General features: G+C 38.4%; 15 protein-coding genes and 2 pseudogenes. 11 read left to right on the top strand and 6 right to left on the bottom strand.

Features of this window, described 5'->3' with window-relative positions; all coding sequences use genetic code 11:
- The first annotated feature begins 242 nt into the window (after positions 1-242).
- A complete protein-coding gene (locus H7N69_RS02790; protein WP_187884734.1) occupies positions 243-1,829 on the top strand; it encodes an outer membrane family protein in 1,587 nt (528 codons plus the stop codon).
- A 69-nt stretch (positions 1,830-1,898) separates the two neighbouring features.
- Positions 1,899-3,296 (top strand): outer membrane beta-barrel protein HofD, encoded by a 1,398-nt coding sequence (gene hofD / locus H7N69_RS02785; protein ID WP_001911476.1) that lies wholly within the window; start codon positions 1,899-1,901, stop codon positions 3,294-3,296.
- A gap of 225 nt (positions 3,297-3,521) precedes the next feature.
- Here hofD and H7N69_RS08060 read toward each other — a convergent pair.
- Positions 3,522-3,722: pseudogene (locus H7N69_RS08060) on the bottom strand (hypothetical protein).
- Between H7N69_RS08060 and H7N69_RS08155 the strand changes: the two are divergent.
- From H7N69_RS08155 to H7N69_RS02775, 3 genes and pseudogenes are all read left to right on the top strand, one after another.
- Positions 3,709-4,275 carry a putative barnase/colicin E5 family endoribonuclease gene (locus tag H7N69_RS08155; protein ID WP_415751415.1) on the top strand — a complete coding sequence of 189 codons (567 nt, stop codon included), beginning with the start codon at positions 3,709-3,711 and terminating at the stop codon, positions 4,273-4,275. The pseudogene H7N69_RS08060 and the gene H7N69_RS08155 sit on opposite strands and share 14 nt — an antisense overlap.
- Positions 4,253-5,935 (top strand): DUF3519 domain-containing protein, encoded by a 1,683-nt coding sequence (locus H7N69_RS02780; RefSeq protein ID WP_415751414.1) that lies wholly within the window; start codon positions 4,253-4,255, stop codon positions 5,933-5,935. The genes H7N69_RS08155 and H7N69_RS02780 overlap by 23 nt, the downstream gene beginning before the upstream one ends.
- A gap of 3 nt (positions 5,936-5,938) precedes the next feature.
- Positions 5,939-6,488, top strand: a pseudogene (locus H7N69_RS02775) (hypothetical protein).
- A 214-nt stretch (positions 6,489-6,702) separates the two neighbouring features.
- On the opposite strand, the gene H7N69_RS02770 reads toward H7N69_RS02775, so the two are convergent.
- From H7N69_RS02770 to H7N69_RS02760, 3 genes are all read right to left on the bottom strand, one after another.
- Positions 6,703-7,839 carry a potassium channel family protein gene (locus H7N69_RS02770; protein ID WP_187884733.1) on the bottom strand — a complete coding sequence of 379 codons (1,137 nt, stop codon included), beginning with the start codon at positions 7,837-7,839 and terminating at the stop codon, positions 6,703-6,705.
- 182 nt (positions 7,840-8,021) lie between these two features.
- The gene (rpmB, locus tag H7N69_RS02765) at positions 8,022-8,210 is read right to left on the bottom strand and encodes a 50S ribosomal protein L28 (RefSeq protein WP_000113833.1); all 189 of its coding nucleotides are present in this window, start codon (positions 8,208-8,210) and stop codon (positions 8,022-8,024) included.
- 99 nt (positions 8,211-8,309) lie between these two features.
- Positions 8,310-9,146 (bottom strand): HpaA family protein, encoded by an 837-nt coding sequence (locus H7N69_RS02760; protein ID WP_187884732.1) that lies wholly within the window; start codon positions 9,144-9,146, stop codon positions 8,310-8,312.
- Between the two features lie 123 nt (positions 9,147-9,269).
- Here H7N69_RS02760 and mraY point away from each other — a divergent pair, with 123 nt between their 5' ends.
- Complete coding sequence (mraY, locus tag H7N69_RS02755; protein ID WP_187884731.1) at positions 9,270-10,331, top strand: phospho-N-acetylmuramoyl-pentapeptide-transferase; 1,062 nt, start codon at positions 9,270-9,272, stop codon at positions 10,329-10,331.
- Position 10,332: 1 nt separating this feature from the next.
- Positions 10,333-11,601, top strand: a complete 1,269-nt coding sequence (murD, locus tag H7N69_RS02750; protein WP_187884730.1) for a UDP-N-acetylmuramoyl-L-alanine--D-glutamate ligase — start codon at positions 10,333-10,335, stop codon at positions 11,599-11,601.
- Here murD and H7N69_RS02745 read toward each other — a convergent pair.
- Together H7N69_RS02745 and ybgC are read right to left on the bottom strand one after the other, a co-directional pair.
- Positions 11,598-11,858: an HP0495 family protein gene (locus H7N69_RS02745; protein WP_187850666.1), complete on the bottom strand. Its 261-nt coding sequence runs from the start codon at positions 11,856-11,858 to the stop codon at positions 11,598-11,600. The two genes, murD and H7N69_RS02745, sit on opposite strands and share 4 nt — an antisense overlap.
- Positions 11,848-12,249: an acyl-CoA thioesterase YbgC gene (ybgC, locus tag H7N69_RS02740; RefSeq protein ID WP_001203796.1), complete on the bottom strand. Its 402-nt coding sequence runs from the start codon at positions 12,247-12,249 to the stop codon at positions 11,848-11,850. The genes H7N69_RS02745 and ybgC overlap by 11 nt, the downstream gene beginning before the upstream one ends.
- 228 nt (positions 12,250-12,477) lie before the next feature.
- On the opposite strand from ybgC, the gene H7N69_RS02735 reads away from it, so the two are divergent.
- Genes H7N69_RS02735 through dnaN form a run of 4 tightly spaced genes read left to right on the top strand, consistent with a single transcriptional unit; the run spans position 12,478 to position 17,408 of the window.
- Entirely contained in the window at positions 12,478-13,806 is a 1,329-nt protein-coding gene (locus tag H7N69_RS02735; protein ID WP_097679683.1) for a sodium-dependent transporter, read from the top strand.
- Positions 13,807-13,816: 10 nt separating this feature from the next.
- Positions 13,817-15,145, top strand: coding sequence for a sodium-dependent transporter (locus H7N69_RS02730; RefSeq protein WP_187884729.1), 1,329 nt, complete (start codon positions 13,817-13,819; stop codon positions 15,143-15,145).
- Positions 15,146-15,159: 14 nt separating this feature from the next.
- Positions 15,160-16,227 carry a phospholipase A gene (locus H7N69_RS02725; protein ID WP_187884728.1) on the top strand — a complete coding sequence of 356 codons (1,068 nt, stop codon included), beginning with the start codon at positions 15,160-15,162 and terminating at the stop codon, positions 16,225-16,227.
- Positions 16,228-16,283: 56 nt separating this feature from the next.
- Positions 16,284-17,408: a DNA polymerase III subunit beta gene (gene dnaN, locus H7N69_RS02720; RefSeq protein WP_187884727.1), complete on the top strand. Its 1,125-nt coding sequence runs from the start codon at positions 16,284-16,286 to the stop codon at positions 17,406-17,408.
- Positions 17,409-17,415 lie beyond the last annotated feature (7 nt).

Genomic DNA, 17,415 nt, shown 5'->3' with positions numbered 1-17,415 from the left:
CCATTTTTAGCTTTAAAATATTATCATATTATTATATACTATCAATGCAGATAGTTTTTAAAGCGACTGTGTAAAACTATGTAAAATAGAAGCTTTTTCACTAGCAAACTGGCGTTTGAAAATTTAGATTTTGTAAATTTTGAGAAAAACTAGCTTGATTTTAAACTAAATCTATATTCTTTTATGCTAGAATTATTTTTACAGAGTAATTTATCTATTCTCAGGTAAAGTAAGGAAGAGGAATGAAATTAAAGAAACGAAAAGTTGCGGCTGCATTGCTAAAGCGTTTGACCTTGCCACTATTGTTCACTACGGGTTCATTAGGGGCGGTTACTTATGAGGTGCATGGGGATTTTATCAACTTCTCCAAAGTGGGTTTTAACCGTTCGCCCATTAACCCTGTTAAAGGTATCTATCCTACAGAGACTTTTGTTAATCTTACGGGTAAGCTAGAGGGGTCTGTGCATTTAGGTAGGGGATGGACCGTGAATGTAGGCGGTGTTTTGGGCGGACAGGTTTATGATAACACTAGGTATGATAGGTGGGCAAAGGATTTTACTCCCCCAAGCTATTGGGATAAAACTTCTTGCGGCACGGATTCTTTGAGTCTTTGTATGAATGCGACTAAAATGTGGCAACAGCAAGGGCCAGGTGGTATTATTGACCCTAGGGGTATTGGCTATATGTATATGGGTGAGTGGAACGGTTTGTTCCCTAACTACTACCCGGCTAACGCCTACTTGCCCGGGCATTCAAGGCGCTATGAAGTTTATAAAGCGAATCTCACCTATGACAGCGACAGAGTCCATATGGTAATGGGGCGCTTTGATGTTACTGAGCAGGAGCAAATGGATTGGGTTTACCAATTGTTCCAAGGTTTTTATGGGACTTTCAAGCTCACGAATAAGATGAAGTTCTTGCTCTTTAGCTCTTGGGGTCGTGGTATCGCTGATGGTCAGTGGTTGTTCCCTATCTATCGTGAAAAGCCTTGGGGTATTCATAAAGCCGGTATTATTTATCGCCCTACAAAGAATTTAATGATCCACCCTTATGTGTATCTTATCCCGCAAGTAGAAACAAATCCCGGTGTTAAAATAGAGTATGATACCAATCCGGGGTTTAGTGGTAGGGGCATTAGGAATAGAACGACTTTCTATGCGTTATACAGCTATCGTTGGAATAACGCTGAATACGGTCGTTACGCGCCCGCTCGTTATAACACTTGGGATCCGTTCTTGGATAATGGTAAGTGGCGTGGCTTGCAAGGTCCTGGTGGTGCGACGCTCTATCTGCACCACCACATAGACATTAACAACTACTTTGTGGTTGGTGGTGCTTACCTCAACATCGGTAACCCTAACATGAACTTAGGTACTTGGGGTAACCCTGTGGCTCTTGATGGTATCGAACAATGGGTCGGTGGCATCTACAGCTTAGGGTTTGCGGGGATTGACAACATTACCGATGCTGACGCGTTCACCGAGTATGTTAAAAGTGGAGGCAAGCATGGTAAGTTCAGTTGGAGCGTTTATCAACGCTTCACTACTGCTCCAAGGGCTTTGGAATATGGTATCGGTATGTATCTAGACTATCAGTTCAGCAAGCATGTTAAAGCGGGTCTCAAACTCGTATGGTTAGAGTTCCAAATCCGTGCGGGTTACAACCCTGGAACCGGTTTCCTTGGGCCAAACGGTCAGCCACTCAACTTGAATAATGGTTTGTTTGAATCTTCGGCGTTTGCGCAAGGCCCTCAAAACATAGGTGGTATCGCAAAAAGCATTACTCAAGACAGAAGCCATTTGATGACACACATCAGTTATAGTTTCTAAGGGAGTTTCCCTATCTCTCAGATATGCCTTTTTTGTATTTTTATTTTAATATCTTTGGGAGTTAGGGTTTTGGAAATTAAGAAATATTTTTCTTACTCTCTATTTTTTTTGCTTTTTTCTAGTCTCTTTTTGTCCAAACTTCAAGCTTATAAATTCAACATGAGCATTGTTGGAAAGGTGAGCAGCTATACCAAGTTTGGCTTTAACAACCAAAGATACCAGCCTTCTAAAGACATTTATCCTACAGGTAGCTACACTTCTTTACTCGGCGAATTGAATTTGAGCATGGGGTTATACAAGGGCTTGAGGGCAGAAGTGGGGGCTATGATGGCAGCACTCCCCTATGACTCTACCGCCTATCAAGGCAACAATATCCCTAATGGCCAGCCCGGCTCTAGGACCGATCCTTTTGGGGCGGGTATCTTTTGGCAATACATTGGCTGGTATGCAGGGCATAGCGGTTTAAACGTGCAAAAACCTCGTTTGGCTATGGTGCATAACGCTTTTTTGAGCTACAACTACAAAAAAGACAAATTCAGTTTTGGCGTGAAAGGGGGGCGCTATGATGCTGAAGAGTATGATTGGTTCACTTCTTACACTCAAGGGGTTGAAGGCTTTGTCAAATACAAAGACACCAGGTTAAGGGTGATGTATTCAGACGCTAGGGCTTCAGCGTCAAGCGACTGGTTTTGGTATTTTGGGCGTTACTATACAAGCGGTAAGGCTTTAATGGTGGCTGATTTGAAATACGAAAAAGACAACCTAAAAATCAACCCTTATTTTTATGCGATCTTTCAAAGAATGTATGCGCCAGGCATTAATATCACTTACGACACCAACCCTAATTTTAACAATAAAGGTTTTCGTTTTGTAGGCACTTTCGTGGGGTTTTTCCCCATTTTTGCCACTCCAGCTAATCAAAACGATATTATTCTCTTCCAACAAGTGCCGTTAGGAAAGAGCGGGCAAACTTATTTTTTCCGCACTCGTTTTTATTATAACAAGTGGCAATTTGGGGGCAGTGTCTATAAAAATATCGGTAATGCTAATGGTGATATAGGTATTTATGGCGACCCTCTAGGGTATAACATTTGGACGAATAGTATTTATGATGCAGAAATTAACAATATTGTTGGCGCTGATGTTATTAACGGGTTTTTGTATGTAGGCTCGCAATATAGAGGGTTTAGTTGGAAAATTTTAGGCCGTTGGACGGATAGCCCAAGGGCTGATGAAAGGAGTCTCGCGCTCTTTTTGAGCTATTTTTCTAATAAGTATAATATTAGAATGGATTTGAAACTAGAATATTATGGCAATATCACCAAAAAAGGCTATTGTATTGGGTATTGTGGCATGTATGTTCCAGTCGATCCTAATGGGCCTGGGACACAGCCCTTAACGCACAATGTGTATTCTGACAGGAGCCATATCATGTTTAACATCACTTATGGTTTTAGGATTTACTAGCCTTTTATCCTTATATTTTTGATTGGCCTTTTTAAAATATTGAAAGGCTTCGCTCCAATCAAATACTAATACTCAAAAAGTTTTATTTAACTTTATTATTAAATATTTAATATACTAGAACACCACAGCACACCCTACGCAGTTTTTCAACAAACTAAACGAGTTTAAAAGCGATGTTTTTACGACCCCAAAGGCTAAAGAATACATTGACATAGCGAGCGGTTTTCATAAGCTTTTTAAAAACGACGCTAAGATTGCCGAGAGTCTAAAGCCAGCCACCACCAAGAACTTAAGCCAAGGTTTAGCCACCACTCTAAGCGGAGCGTTAAAATATCAATGGACTAAATTCACGCTAGGGACACTATACCGAAACGCACCCGATCGCATTTTAGGGATTAAACTACCGAAAGCCTTGAACGAAGCCACCGCAGGAGCCGCTCTAAAGTATCACATTAAACGAGCGCTAGAAAGAAGCCACACGATAAGCGATTTTAGTAAGAATTTAGACTTGAGCGCTAAAAACGCTAAATTTAGCAACAACACGCTTAAAATCATTGAAGAGCTTAATAACGGCGTTAAACAAGCAAGTGAAGAACTCAGCAAGAAAGCGAGCGATTTAGAACACGCTATAACACCCCTTAAAGAATTTGGCAAGAATTACCCCGAGTTTGCCCTAAAGCCTAAGGAAGCGTTAGAGAAACTATTACAAGAGGAAAACGGACAAGTCGCAGGCGCAGCGTATAGGGACGATTTAGGAGGGATTGATTTTGTTTGGGGAACGCCAAAGACTAAAGATAGCAACGGCTATGGGTTAGCGCATGTATTAGAACGAAGAGAACAGCAAGCGCTTGCCGATGGCTTAAATGAAGCAGAAGCTAAAGAATACGCCTTAAATATAGCTAAATCAATCCCTGAGATTATAGAAAAAGGCATTAAAGGAACGGATCATTTGGCGTGTGTTTGTAGATTATGGAAATAAGAGAGTAGGTTTAAATAACACATGGAATAACAAAGATTTAGAAAACCATTGGGTGATAAGCAGTTATGAATTACGAGATACAACAGAGAAGCCCGCGCATTTTCCGACCTCGCAAGCAATCACTAAAGAAAAGGACATTCATTCTTTAAACTCCGTGGAACCTAATTCTACTAAAAACCCGCTAAAAAATCAAGATTTAAGCCCATTAGAACAAGCCAGAGCCGAAAAGCTTGCCAAATTAGAAAGCGAGCAATTAGAGAGCGAAAAAGAATTTTTGAAAGCTAAAGAGCAAACAAGCGCGCGCAAAGCCGCTTTAAAAAAGAAATTAGAACACGAGCGAGGCAATGCAGGCAATATTGAAAGCCAGACTAAAATAGAAGTAGGAGAGGATATCCCCACGCAAGCACAAACGCAAATCCCAAAAAGCCGAGTAAGGCTAAATGAAAGAGAGATCTATGATCTAGATTATGCGATAGTGAAAGCAAAAGATTTAAGGCCAAGCTTTACCACAGGCGGAACGCAAAAACGCACCGACATGAACGAAGAACAGATTAAAAGCATTTCAGAGAATTTTGATCCTAAAAAGATATTTGGGAGCGGAGGCTTTGAAGATTTACCGATCATTTTAAACGACGGACAAGTGATCGCAGGAAACCACCGAGTCCAAGGCATGCTAAACTTCACGCCAAAAAGCCGTTACATCTACAATAAAGCGATCAAGGAATACTATCACATAGATCTAAAACCGGACGAGTTGTTAGTGAGAGTGCCACACAACCGACTAAACAACACCGAGATCAACAATTTAGCGGCTTCAAGCAATCAAGGACGCTTTAATAGCGAGAGCGATCACGCGATAGCGGTGTTAAGCCATTACGAAGCGAAATTGAAAGAATTAGAGAAAAAATTAGACGCTGATAGCATTTACTCCTTAAAAAACATTGTGGCTAAAAACCTTAATTTTGATAAAGCCACGCACCCTAATGTAACCGATAGCAACTTAGCCCTTTTGATGTTCAACATGCCAAGGACTAAAACGCAAGGGATAGAATTACTCAACCGCTGGCAGAAAGAATTTTCTAACGACATTAAAAGCTATGAAAAAGTAAAAAAAATGTTTGTAGATAACGCCGGAAGCTTTCACAATCTAATCCATGACATGAGCTTTCCTAATGTGAGTTTAAACGCTTATTTAAGCGATATTATGGATCGCAGTTTTGCTAACTTAAAGAACTATCAAAGCACGAGCGAGAGCCTTAAAAGTTTGAGCGAAAAATTCTATAAAACGAATAGTTTAGAAATGTTTGAAAAGAGCGATCAAAATACAAGCGATATAAGCGAGATTTTAGGAGCAAGCGTAGCCAGGTTTGCGAGGTTTGATGATCCTTCTAAAGCGTTATTTGAAGCCCTAAAGAGCGATAATATTAAAAAAGGTTTGAAAGAATTTAAGATCGCAGACGTTACTAAGGACATGTTTGATCCTAATAGTAAGGAATTTAAGGATATTGATATTTACGATTTCACGCATTACCTTTTAATGGTCAATAGAGAGCCAAACGAAAACAATCCCGTATTAAACCGCTTGATACAAGCCGTTAAGGACATGCAAAAAGAGAGCGAGAAAGGGATAAAACAAAAACTTGAAAAAGTCAAGGAGTAAAAAATGAATTACCCTAATTTGCCTAACAGCGTTTTAGAAATTACCGAGCAGCCAGAAGTGAAAGAAATCACTAACGAGCTATTAAAACAACTACAGAACGCTTTAAATTCTAATAGTCTTTTTACTGAGCAAGTGGAATTAAGCCTTAAAGGGATCGTTAGGATTTTAGAGGTGCTTTTGAGTTTGGATTTTTTTAAGAATGCGAACGAAATTGATAGCAGTTTAAGAAATTCCATTGAATGGCTGAGTAACGCCGGCGAGAGCTTAAAAAATAAAATGAAAGAATACGAGGGCTTTTTTAGCGAGTTTAATACGAGCATGCATGCTAATGAGCAAGAAGTAACGAACACCTTAAACGCTAACACGCAAAACATCAAAAGCGAGATTAAAAAGCTAGAAAATCAAATTATAGAAGAGGCGAGAATGCTTTTAAAACAAGAAACTCAAAAAAGCGTTAAGGCTTACAATGCAATGATTAGGAAACCAACCACAGGACAAATTAAAACATGGTTTAAAAATCCTTTTAACAAAGAGAGCTTTAAAAGGGTTGTAACATTAACTCTCATTGAGCGTATGGGTGTGAGAAAAATAAGCCTCAAATCCGTTTAAATCTTGGATCGGTTCTCATCAAACATGAATAGCTAAAACTTTTTGACTAACGCCAAGCTCTTTGCTATGGATTGTAAAAAATGTTTTTAGCATTTTAGATTTTATTATCCATATTTGATGAGAGCTAAGCCTTTTCTATTTAAAAAGGGCTGTATCAATCACAAGGAAATGTAATCCACTTCTTTTGGTTTTTGGTGGCTAGTAATGAGTTGCTTACAGGTTGCAACGCCTTCTGAAGTGCCAACCATTAATAGTTTGGATTCGCTCGCAATAATCGTTTCCCCGTCAGGCATGGGGATGTATTTGCCATCTTTTTGAGTGATACCAATCACAAACGCTTTAGCGATCTCTCTAAAATGGGCTTCTTTTAATTTCCTTAACACAAGCCAGCTGGTTTTGGGGACAATCACTTCTTCTAAGTCTAAAAGCGTGTCTTTTTTATTGATAAAACGCTCTAAGATATTTTCCATATCCGGACGCACCGCCATCGCGCTCACCCTTTGAGCCATGAGCTTTGTGGGGGAAACCACCATATCAGCCCCTAATTTTTTTAATTTTTCTAAGCCTTCATCGCTGTGCGCGCTCGCAATGATGTAGTAAGGTTTGCGTTTTAATTCCTTTTCAAACAAGCGCACGCTCACCATTAACGCCACATTCACCGGTAAAATCTTAGACAACGCCACAACGCCCCTAGCGCTGCTTAAGTGGGTTTTTAGCATGGCTAAATTGGTGTGCGGATCGCCTATGATGTAGTAGGGGTATTTGTGCTTAATGGCTTCTTCTTCAAAACTAGGGTCATTATCCACAACCACAAAAGGGATTTGAGCGGAGCGGAACTGCTTGCTCAATTCAATGGTGTATTCGTTGTGGTAACAAATCACATAATGATCCTTAAGGCGCGCGATTTTATAAATCATACCTTTCTCCTTAATCAATCTGGTAAGCGTGCCTTTATTGACCACGCTAACTAAAATAGCCACGCTAAAGGCAATAATTCCTGCCCCAAAAAACATTAAAATGGAAGTTAAAAAAATACTTATAGGCCCAAACTGGCTTTCATTTAAAGCGCCAAACCCTGTAGCTGTCATGGTGTAAGTCGTTTGAAAGAAAGCTTGCATAAGGCTATAATTTTCTAGGGCGAAGTATCCCAGAGTGCCTAAAAGCACAAGCAATTGGATTAAAATAAGCGGGAGTCTAAAGACCTTAAATTGCTCATAGATTTCAGAATTTAAATTGACTTGTGGCTGATTTTCATCGTCTTTTTTGATTTTAAAAAATTTCAACTTTTCAAACAAAACCAATTCCTAGATCAAAATAAATTCTTTTGAAAGCGTTTACTTCTAAATTTAATCAAAACGCTAAACCTAAGCTGTGTTTTAATCTCAAAAAGAAGTTTAGTTTTAAGGGGAGTTTTAAAAAGGTTATCAAAAACATCAAAACCACCCCTACAATCAAAAATGGACAGAAATTCTAAAAACTAAGCCCCTTTACGCATGGTTCTTAAAGTGGAAGCAGCCACCTTAATGCGTTTAGTCGTGCCATCGTCTAATTGGATCTTAATGGATCGCAAGTTAGGGAGTAAGCGGCGTTTGTTTTTGTTGTTTGCATGACTGACATGATTGCCTATCATAGGCCCTTTGAAAGTTAAAGCGCATCTTCTTGCCATTGTGTATCCTTAATTATTGAAATAAACTTTGCATTATACTTAAAATAGCCTTTAAAAAGACTAATTTTAAGGCTAATTTTTAAATGGTTCGTTTAAGAACTACTTTTTTTGAGGCATAGAACTTTTAAAACCTTTCATTCTATCAATAGCGTCTCTGTATTTGGCGATATTTTCTTCTGTAAGTTCTGTTACAGCTTTTCTCATGACAACCGCATACATTCTGTTTAAGATCTTATGTATCGCGTCTTCTTTATTCTTTTCTAAATCTTCATGGATAATGCTGTTTGAAGAATTAAGCCCTCCAGAATTACTGTGTTTGTAAGTATAGGTCATTGCCTGAAAAGTTCCTACTTCCACAGCAAAATCATGGACTACACGATTGCTTTCCGGCTCATAAAAATTAAACCATACAGAGCCTGAGCTTTGATCCACTAGCGTGTCTAAATTAGGATTATTGGGGTCTTTTAAGTTCATTTTCAAATCTTCTAAGATTCCTACCCACCCTTTCAAATCCAAAACGGAAAAAATCTTTCTCTTATCTTGCGCATTCAAAGCTTTTTCATCTTGAAAACGCAACACTTGATAGCCTCTTTTTTCAAAAATAGTTTGGATTTGATTGGCTAAAGCGTCTTGAAACTTATCAATATAGGGTTTTAGATTATCGCTCACTTGAATGCGTGGCGCTAAAATACCTACAATATGGTGGTTTTGTGGGGCTTGAGCAATATGTATCGGATAATTAAAATCTAGCGGCGTAACATGTTCAGAGCTTGTTTGTATTCTTTCATGAGTTTGAACTTGATTTTTGGCGTTATTTGGTGTTTTTGTCTCAGCGCTTGGATTCATCGCACAACCGATCAACACGCCTGAAAGCCCTAAAGCCACTAACATTTTAGAATAAACTCTAACTTTTTTAAAAATAAGCGAACGCTCCACAAAAGACTCCTAAAAAATTAAAACAGACTTCTATTCTACCCTATTCATGCTATTTTTAAGTAAACCAATTTGCGCTACAATTTTCTTTTTCTAATTTCAAGCATGGCGATTTTAGGGGATTTTATGCTCTATTCTTTATTATATGGCTATTTCAATATCAATCTTTTCCAGTATTTGACCTTTAGAGCAGGGTTAGGGTTTTTCATAGCTTTTTTTCTCACGCTTTTTTTAATGCCTAGATTCATTCTATGGGCCAAGGCTAAAAAGGCTAACCAGCCCATTTCTAGCTTCGTGCCAAGCCACCAGAATAAAAAAGATACCCCTACAATGGGGGGGATTGTGTTTGTTTTTGCAACTATTGTTGCGAGCGTGTTGTGCGCGTCTTTGGGTAATCTTTATGTGTTGTTAGGGATAATCGTGTTAGTGGGCTTTAGTTTTGTGGGTTTTAGAGACGATTACACTAAAATCAACCAACAAAGTAATGCCGGTATGAGCGCGAAAATGAAATTTGGCATGCTTTTTATCCTTTCGCTTGTGGTGTCTGTTTTATTGAGTCTTAAGGGGTTGGACACTTTTTTATACGCGCCGTTTTTGAAAAACCCCTTGTTTAAAATGCCCACGATGTTAGCGGTTGGTTTTTGGGTGTTGGTTTTTTTATCCACGAGCAATGCAGTGAATTTAACCGACGGCTTAGACGGCTTAGCGAGCGTGCCTAGCATTTTCACCCTCTTAAGCCTTTCTATCTTTGTGTATGTGGCAGGGAATGCGGAATTTTCTAAATACTTGCTTTATCCTAAAGTCATAGATGTGGGGGAATTGTTTGTGATTTCGTTAGCGTTAGTGGGATCGCTCTTTGGCTTTTTGTGGTATAACTGCAACCCGGCAAGCGTGTTTATGGGTGATAGCGGGAGTTTGGCAATAGGGGGGTTTATCGCTTATAACGCTATTGTTTCGCACAATGAAATCTTACTCGTTTTAATGGGGTCTATTTTTGTAATAGAAACTTTGTCTGTGATCTTGCAAGTAGGGAGCTATAAAACCCGTAAAAAACGCCTTTTTTTAATGGCGCCAATCCATCATCATTTTGAGCAAAAGGGTTGGGCAGAAAATAAGGTGATCGTGCGTTTTTGGATCATTTCTATGCTGAGTAATTTAGTCGCTCTTTTAAGCTTGAAGGTGCGTTAAAATGAAAATCTCTTTATTGGGGCATGGCAAAACCACTCTAGCTTTGGGGCGTTTTTTTAAAAAAAACCATAATGAAGTCAAATTTTTTGATGATAAATTCACTGCATTTTTTAAGGATAGCGAGGGTTTTCTTTGCTATCCCAGTAAGGATTTTAACCCTAATGATTCCCAACTAGAAGTAGTCAGCCCTGGCATTAGTTTCACGCACCCTTTAGTCATGAAAGCCAAGCATTTAGTGAGCGAATACGATTATATTGACAGCTTGTTTGATCATTCTTTCACGCCTACGATGATAAGTATTAGCGGCACTAACGGGAAAACCACCACGACAGAAATGCTCACTATGCTTTTAGAAGATTTTAAGGCTGTGAGTGGGGGGAATATCGGCACGCCCTTGATTGAATTGTTTGAAAAGCAATCGCCCTTGTGGGTGTTAGAAACAAGCTCTTTTTCTTTGCATTACACGAACAAGGCTTACCCTTTAATCTACTTGCTCATCAATGTGGAAGCTGATCACTTGACTTGGCATTGCAATTTTGAAAATTATTTGAACGCTAAACTCAAGGTTTTATCGTTGATGCCTAAAACTTCGCTCGCTATCCTCCCTTTAAAATTCAAAGAACATTCAAGCGTTCAAAACTCGCAAGCGCAAAAAATCTTTTTTGACACAAGCGAAGAGGTTTTAGAGCGTTTAGAAATCCCTTCTAACGCCCTTTTTTTTAAGGGAGCGTTTTTATTAGACGCTGCCTTAGCCCTTTTAGTTTATGAGCAATTTTTAAAAATGAAGAATTTAAAATGGCAAGACTATAGAGAAAACGCCCTTAAAAGACTGAACGCTTTTAAAATTGGCTCGCATAAAATGGAAGAATTTAAGGATAAAGAAGGGCGTTTGTGGGTAGATGACAGCAAGGCCACGAACATTGATGCCACCTTGCAAGCCTTAAAAACCTTTAAGAACCAAAAAATCCATTTGATTGTAGGGGGCGATATTAAAGGGGTCAATTTAACCCCCCTTTTTGAAGAATTTAAACATTATGAAATAAGCCTTTATGCCATAGGTTCAAGTGCTTTTATCATCCAAGCTTTAGCGTTAGAATTTAATGTTTCTTGTCAGGTTTGTTTAAAGTTAGAAAAAGCGGTTCAAGAAATTAAAAGCGTTTTATTACAAAATGAAGTTGCTTTGCTTTCACCCAGCGCGGCCAGTTTGGATCAATTTTCTTCGTATAAAGAAAGGGGTGAAAAATTCAAGGCGTTTGTTTTAAAGGATTAAAGCGTTTGAACCACTCCGTCCAATTGTGAAATTTTTTGAAAAATCTCGTTCCGTTCTGATTCGTTTGAAACTTCCATAGAAACATTGAAGCTATAAAATTTAGCGTTTTTAGAAGTGTTTTTAAATTCCAATTTAAAGGGGCGTTGGTAGGTTTCTAAAAGCTCTTTTAACGCACTCGTATCTTTAGTGGTCATAATCACCCTATAATCCCAAAGGCAAGGGTAAATAATAGTGGGTTTTTCTAAATCAGACGGCATTGAACAGCTCCTTAAATAATTTAGGAATGGCAATAGGGCTGTATGTAGAGCGGTTGACAAAGCCAAACTTGATTTCTGAAGCAAAGACTTTGAAAGGCTTCATAGGCTCTAAAGAAGCGTTTTGGATGCAATAAATTTCTTGAAAAAGCACCACAAAAACCTTTCTTAATTCTTTAATTTGCGTTCTTATCTCTAAGACTTGTCCAAGGCTTGCGGGGGTGAAAAAATCCGCTTTGATAGAGCGGATGACAAACACGCCTTCTTCATTTTCTGGCAAGACATTTTGTTTAAAAAAAAACTCGCTCCTAGCCCTTTCGCAATATTTCAAATAATTCGCATGATAGACCACGCCTTCAGAGTCGGTATCTTCGTAATATACCCTACAGCGCATTAATTCCCCTTACTTAAATAATGAAATTTTCTTAAAATTATACAATATGTAACTTAACTATAGTATAATCTAGGGGCGTTGCTTTATATTTTTTAGGTATTTGTGAAGTGGGTTTTTTCCTTAAATTTTAGGGTTTTTAAAGCTTTCAAAAAAATACAGCAATAGTTGGACGATTAAGGACATCGCTCTTTAATTTTAATCATTTACAAGGAGTTTGGTAGTTAAGATATGGGTAATCATTTTTCTAAATTAGGATTTGTTTTAGCGGCCTTAGGGAGTGCGATTGGTTTAGGGCATATTTGGCGTTTCCCCTATATGACTGGGGTGAGTGGTGGGGGTGCTTTTGTCTTATTGTTTTTATTTTTATCTTTAAGCGTTGGCGCGGCGATGTTTATCGCTGAAATGTTATTAGGACAAAGCACGCAAAAAAATGTAATAGAAGCTTTTAAAGAGCTTGACATTAACCCTAAAAAACGCTGGAAATACGCAGGGCTTTTGCTTGTTTCTGGGCCATTAATACTGACTTTTTATGGCACCATTTTAGGCTGGGTGCTTTATTATTTGGTGAGTGTTAGTTTTAATTTGCCTAACAATATCCAAGAATCTGAACAAATTTTTACTCAAACTTTGCAGTCTATAGGGTTACAATCCATAGGGCTTTTTAGCGTTTTATTCATAACCGGATGGATTGTTTCTAGGGGGATTAAAGAAGGGATTGAAAAACTCAATTTGGTTTTAATGCCCTTACTCTTTGCCACTTTTTTTGGTTTGCTTTTCTATGCGATGAGCATGGATTCTTTTTCTAAAGCTTTTCATTTCATGTTTGATTTCAAGCCAAAAGATTTGACCTCTCAAGTGTTCACTTATTCCTTGGGGCAGGTTTTCTTTTCTTTAAGCATCGGTTTAGGGATTAATATCACTTATGCTGCGGTTACGGATAAAACGCAGAATTTGCTTAAAAGCACTATTTGGGTGGTTTTATCAGGGATTTTAATTTCTCTTGTGGCAGGGCTTATGATTTTCACTTTTGTGTTTGAATATGGGGCTAATGTCTCACAAGGCACAGGGTTAATCTTCACTTCTTTACCGGTGGTTTTTGGTCAAATGGGAGCGATAGGCATTCTTGTTTCAATTCTTTTCTTGCTCGCGCTCGCTTTTGCTGGCATCACTTCTACGGTGGCTTTATTAGAACCAAGCGTGATGTATCTTACCGAAAAGTATCAATACTCTCGTTTTAAGGTTACCTGGGGTCTTGTAGCGCTAATTTTTGTGGTAGGCGTGGTGTTGATTTTCTCGCTCCATAAGGATTATAAAGATTATCTCACTTTCTTTGAAAAAAGTCTTTTTGATTGGTTGGATTTTGCCTCAAGCACCATTATCATGCCTTTAGGCGGGATGGCAACCTTTATTTTTATGGGCTGGGTTTTGAAAAAAGAAAAATTGCGTCTTTTAAGCACGCACTTTTTAGGCCCTAAATTGTTTGCAACTTGGTATTTCTTGCTTAAATATATCACCCCTTTAATTGTGTTTTCTATTTGGTTGAGCAAGATTTATTAAAATATTTAGCATGGGAAAATTTTCTAAATTAGGCTTTATTTTAGCCACTTTGGGTAGCTCTATCGGTTTAGGGCATATTTGGCGCTTTCCTTACATGGTAGGCCATAATGGGGGGAGTGCGTTTGTGCTTTTATATCTGGTGCTAACCTTGAGTTTAGGCATTGCTATGCTTTTAGTAGAAATGCTGATTGGGAATTTGGGTAAAAAAGATGTTGTTTCTAATTATCAAATCTTAGATCCTAAAAGGAAAAAATACTACCCTTTCACTTCTTTTTTTATTTTAGGCGGCCCTCTCATTTTATCTTTTTATGCGGTGGTGTTAGGCTGGGTGCTTTATTATCTTTTTGTAGTAACTTTTGATTTGCCTAAAGATTTAGAGCAAGCCAAAATGCAATTTAGCATGCTCCAAAATGGCAGTTTAATCTGGCCTGTTATTGGCTTTAGCGCATGCTTATTGCCGACAATATGGTTTGTTTCTAGGGGGATTGAAGAAGGGATTGAAAAATTAAATGTCGTGCTGATGCCGTTATTGTTTGTGATTTTCATAGGGCTTTTAATCTATGCGATGACTTTAGAAAGCATGCCTAAGGCTTTGCACTTTTTATTTAATTTTGAGATTCAAAAGATTGATTTTAAGGTTGTTATGGACGCTTTAGGGCAGATGTTCTTTTCTTTGAGTTTGGGGGTAGGCACGATTATTACTTATTCAGCTTTCACGCCCAAAAGAGAAAACCTATTCAAAAGCTCTCTATTTATTGTATTACCGGGTATTTTAATCTCTCTCATTGCCGGGGTGATGATTTTTACCTTTGTGTTTGAATACCATGCAGATGTGTCTCAAGGGCCAGGGCTTGTTTTTATTTCCTTGCCTTTGACTTTCGCTAAAATGGGCATGAGCGGGCAGATTGTCTCGCTTTTTTTCTTTATGGCGCTTATTTTTGCTGGGATCACTTCCACGGTTTCTTTGATAGAGCCTTTAGCGCTTTATCTCATCAATCGTTTTAATTTCTCGCGCACTCAAGCGTCGCTATGGATAGGGATCGTTGTGTATGTTTTAGGCGTTTTAGTCATTCTTTCCATGAATGAACGATACGCTAAGTTTTTGAGCTTCGCTCATAAGAGCGTGTTTGGATGGCTAGATTTCATCACTTCTTCGTTTTTAATGCCCTTGGGAGGCTTGTTTTCAGTCTTATTTGTGGGGTGGGTTTTAAATAAAAAGCGCTCTTTTTTAGCCACGAAGCATTTCTTTAATACAAACGCTTTTAAAGCGTGGCATTTTAGCGTTCGTTTTATCGCACCTGTAGTGATTTTAGCGATTTTCATCTTGCAATTTAAGTGAAATAAGGATGCTTGATGAAAAGCATTTTGCTCTTTATGATTTTTGCAGTTTGTCAGTTAGAAAGCAAAAAATTTTCACAAGATAATTTTAAGGTGGATTATAATTACTATTTGCGCAAACAGGATTTGCACATCGTTAAAACGCAAAACGATTTATCTAATGCCTGGTATCTCCCTCCACAAAAAGCCCCCAAAGAACATTCTTGGGTGGATTTTGCTAAAAAATATTTAAACATGATGGATTATCTAGGCACTTATTTTTTGCCTTTTTATCATAGTTTCACCCCCATTTTTCAATGGTACCACCCCAATATCAACCCCTATCAACGCAATGAGTTTAAGTTCCAAATTAGTTTTAGAGTGCCTGTATTTAGGCATATTCTTTGGACTAAAGGCACGCTTTATTTAGCTTATACCCAAACTGACTGGTTTCAAATTTACAATAATCCCCAATCCGCTCCCATGCGAATGATCAATTTCATGCCTGAACTCATTTATGTTTATCCTATTAATTTTAAACCTTTTGGGGGTAAAATAGGGAATTTTTCTGAAATTTGGATAGGTTGGCAGCACATTTCTAATGGCGTGGGAGGCGCACAATGTTACCAGCCTTTTAATAAAGAAGGCAATCCTGAAAACCAGTTTCCAGGACAACCTGTAATCGTTAAAGATTATAACGGGCAAAAAGACGTGCGCTGGGGGGGGTGTCGCTCGGTGAGCGCGGGGCAACGCCCTGTGTTTCGTTTGGTGTGGGAAAAGGGAGGCTTGAAAATCATGGTCGCTTATTGGCCCTATGTCCCTTATGATCAATCCAACCCTAATTTGATTGATTACATGGGGTATGGTAACGCTAAAATTGATTACAGGAGAGGGCGCCATCATTTTGAATTGCAACTTTATGATATTTTCACGCAATACTGGCGTTATGATCGCTGGCATGGAGCTTTCCGCTTAGGCTATACCTACCGCATTAACCCTTTTGTGGGGATTTATGCACAGTGGTTTAACGGCTATGGCGATGGCTTGTATGAATACGATGTTTTTTCCAATCGTATAGGGGTAGGAATACGCTTAAACCCTTAAAAAAGCGTTCTTTTATGCTATAATTAAGACCAAAAATTCAAGGGGATTATTCAGCTATGAAAATCAGTGTTAGTAAAAACGATTTAGAAAATGCTTTGCGCTACTTGCAAGCTTTTTTGGATAAAAAGGACGCTTCTTCTATCGCTTCACACATCCATTTAGAAGTCATTAAAGAAAAGCTTTTTTTAAAGGCTAGCGATTCCGATATTGGGCTAAAAAGCTATATTTCTACGCAATCCACCGATAAAGAGGGCGTAGGCACGATCAACGGGAAAAAGTTTTTGGATATTATCTCATGTTTAAAAGACTCTAATATTATTTTAGAGACTAAAGATGATAGCTTGGTGATCAAACAAAATAAAAGCTCTTTCAAACTCCCCATGTTTGACGCTGATGAGTTCCCTGAATTCCCTGTTATTGAGCCAAAAGTGAGTTTAGAAATCAATGCCCCCTTTTTAGTAGATGCGTTTAAAAAGATCGCTCCTGTGATTGAGCAAACCAGCCATAAAAGGGAATTAGCCGGTATTTTAATGCAATTTGATCAAAAACATCAAACCCTTTCGGTGGTAGGCACGGATACCAAACGGCTTTCTTACACGCAGTTAGAAAAAATCTCTATCCATTCCACTGAAGAAGATATTTCTTGCATTTTACCTAAAAGGGCTTTATTAGAAATCCTTAAGCTTTTTTATGAAAATTTCAGTTTTAAAAGCGATGGCATGCTAGCGGTGGTTGAAAACGAAACGCACGCTTTTTTCACCAAGCTCATTGATGGGAATTACCCTGATTATCAAAAAATCCTCCCTAAAGAATACACTTCTTCTTTCACTTTAGGCAAGGAAGAATTTAAAGAGAGCATTAAGTTATGCAGTTCTTTAAGCTCCACCATTAAACTCACTTTAGAAAAAAACAACGCTTTGTTTGAATCTTTGGATTCTGAGCATAGCGAAACGGCTAAAACCTCTGTTGAGATTGAAAAAGGTTTGGATATTGAAAAAGCCTTTCATTTGGGCGTGAACGCTAAATTTTTCCTTGAAGCCTTAAACGCTTTAGGGACAACGCAATTCGTTTTAAAATGCAATGAGCCTTCTTCGCCTTTTTTGATCCAAGAGTCTCTTGATGAAAAGCAAAGCCACTTGAGTGCTAAAATTTCCACTTTGATGATGCCAATCACATTATAAAGGCTTG

Source organism: Helicobacter pylori (genome assembly GCF_014497725.1).
Classification (GTDB): domain Bacteria; phylum Campylobacterota; class Campylobacteria; order Campylobacterales; family Helicobacteraceae; genus Helicobacter; species Helicobacter pylori_DE.
Note: the sequence above shows the minus strand (reverse complement) of the source record. Positions and strands in the feature narration are given on the sequence as shown.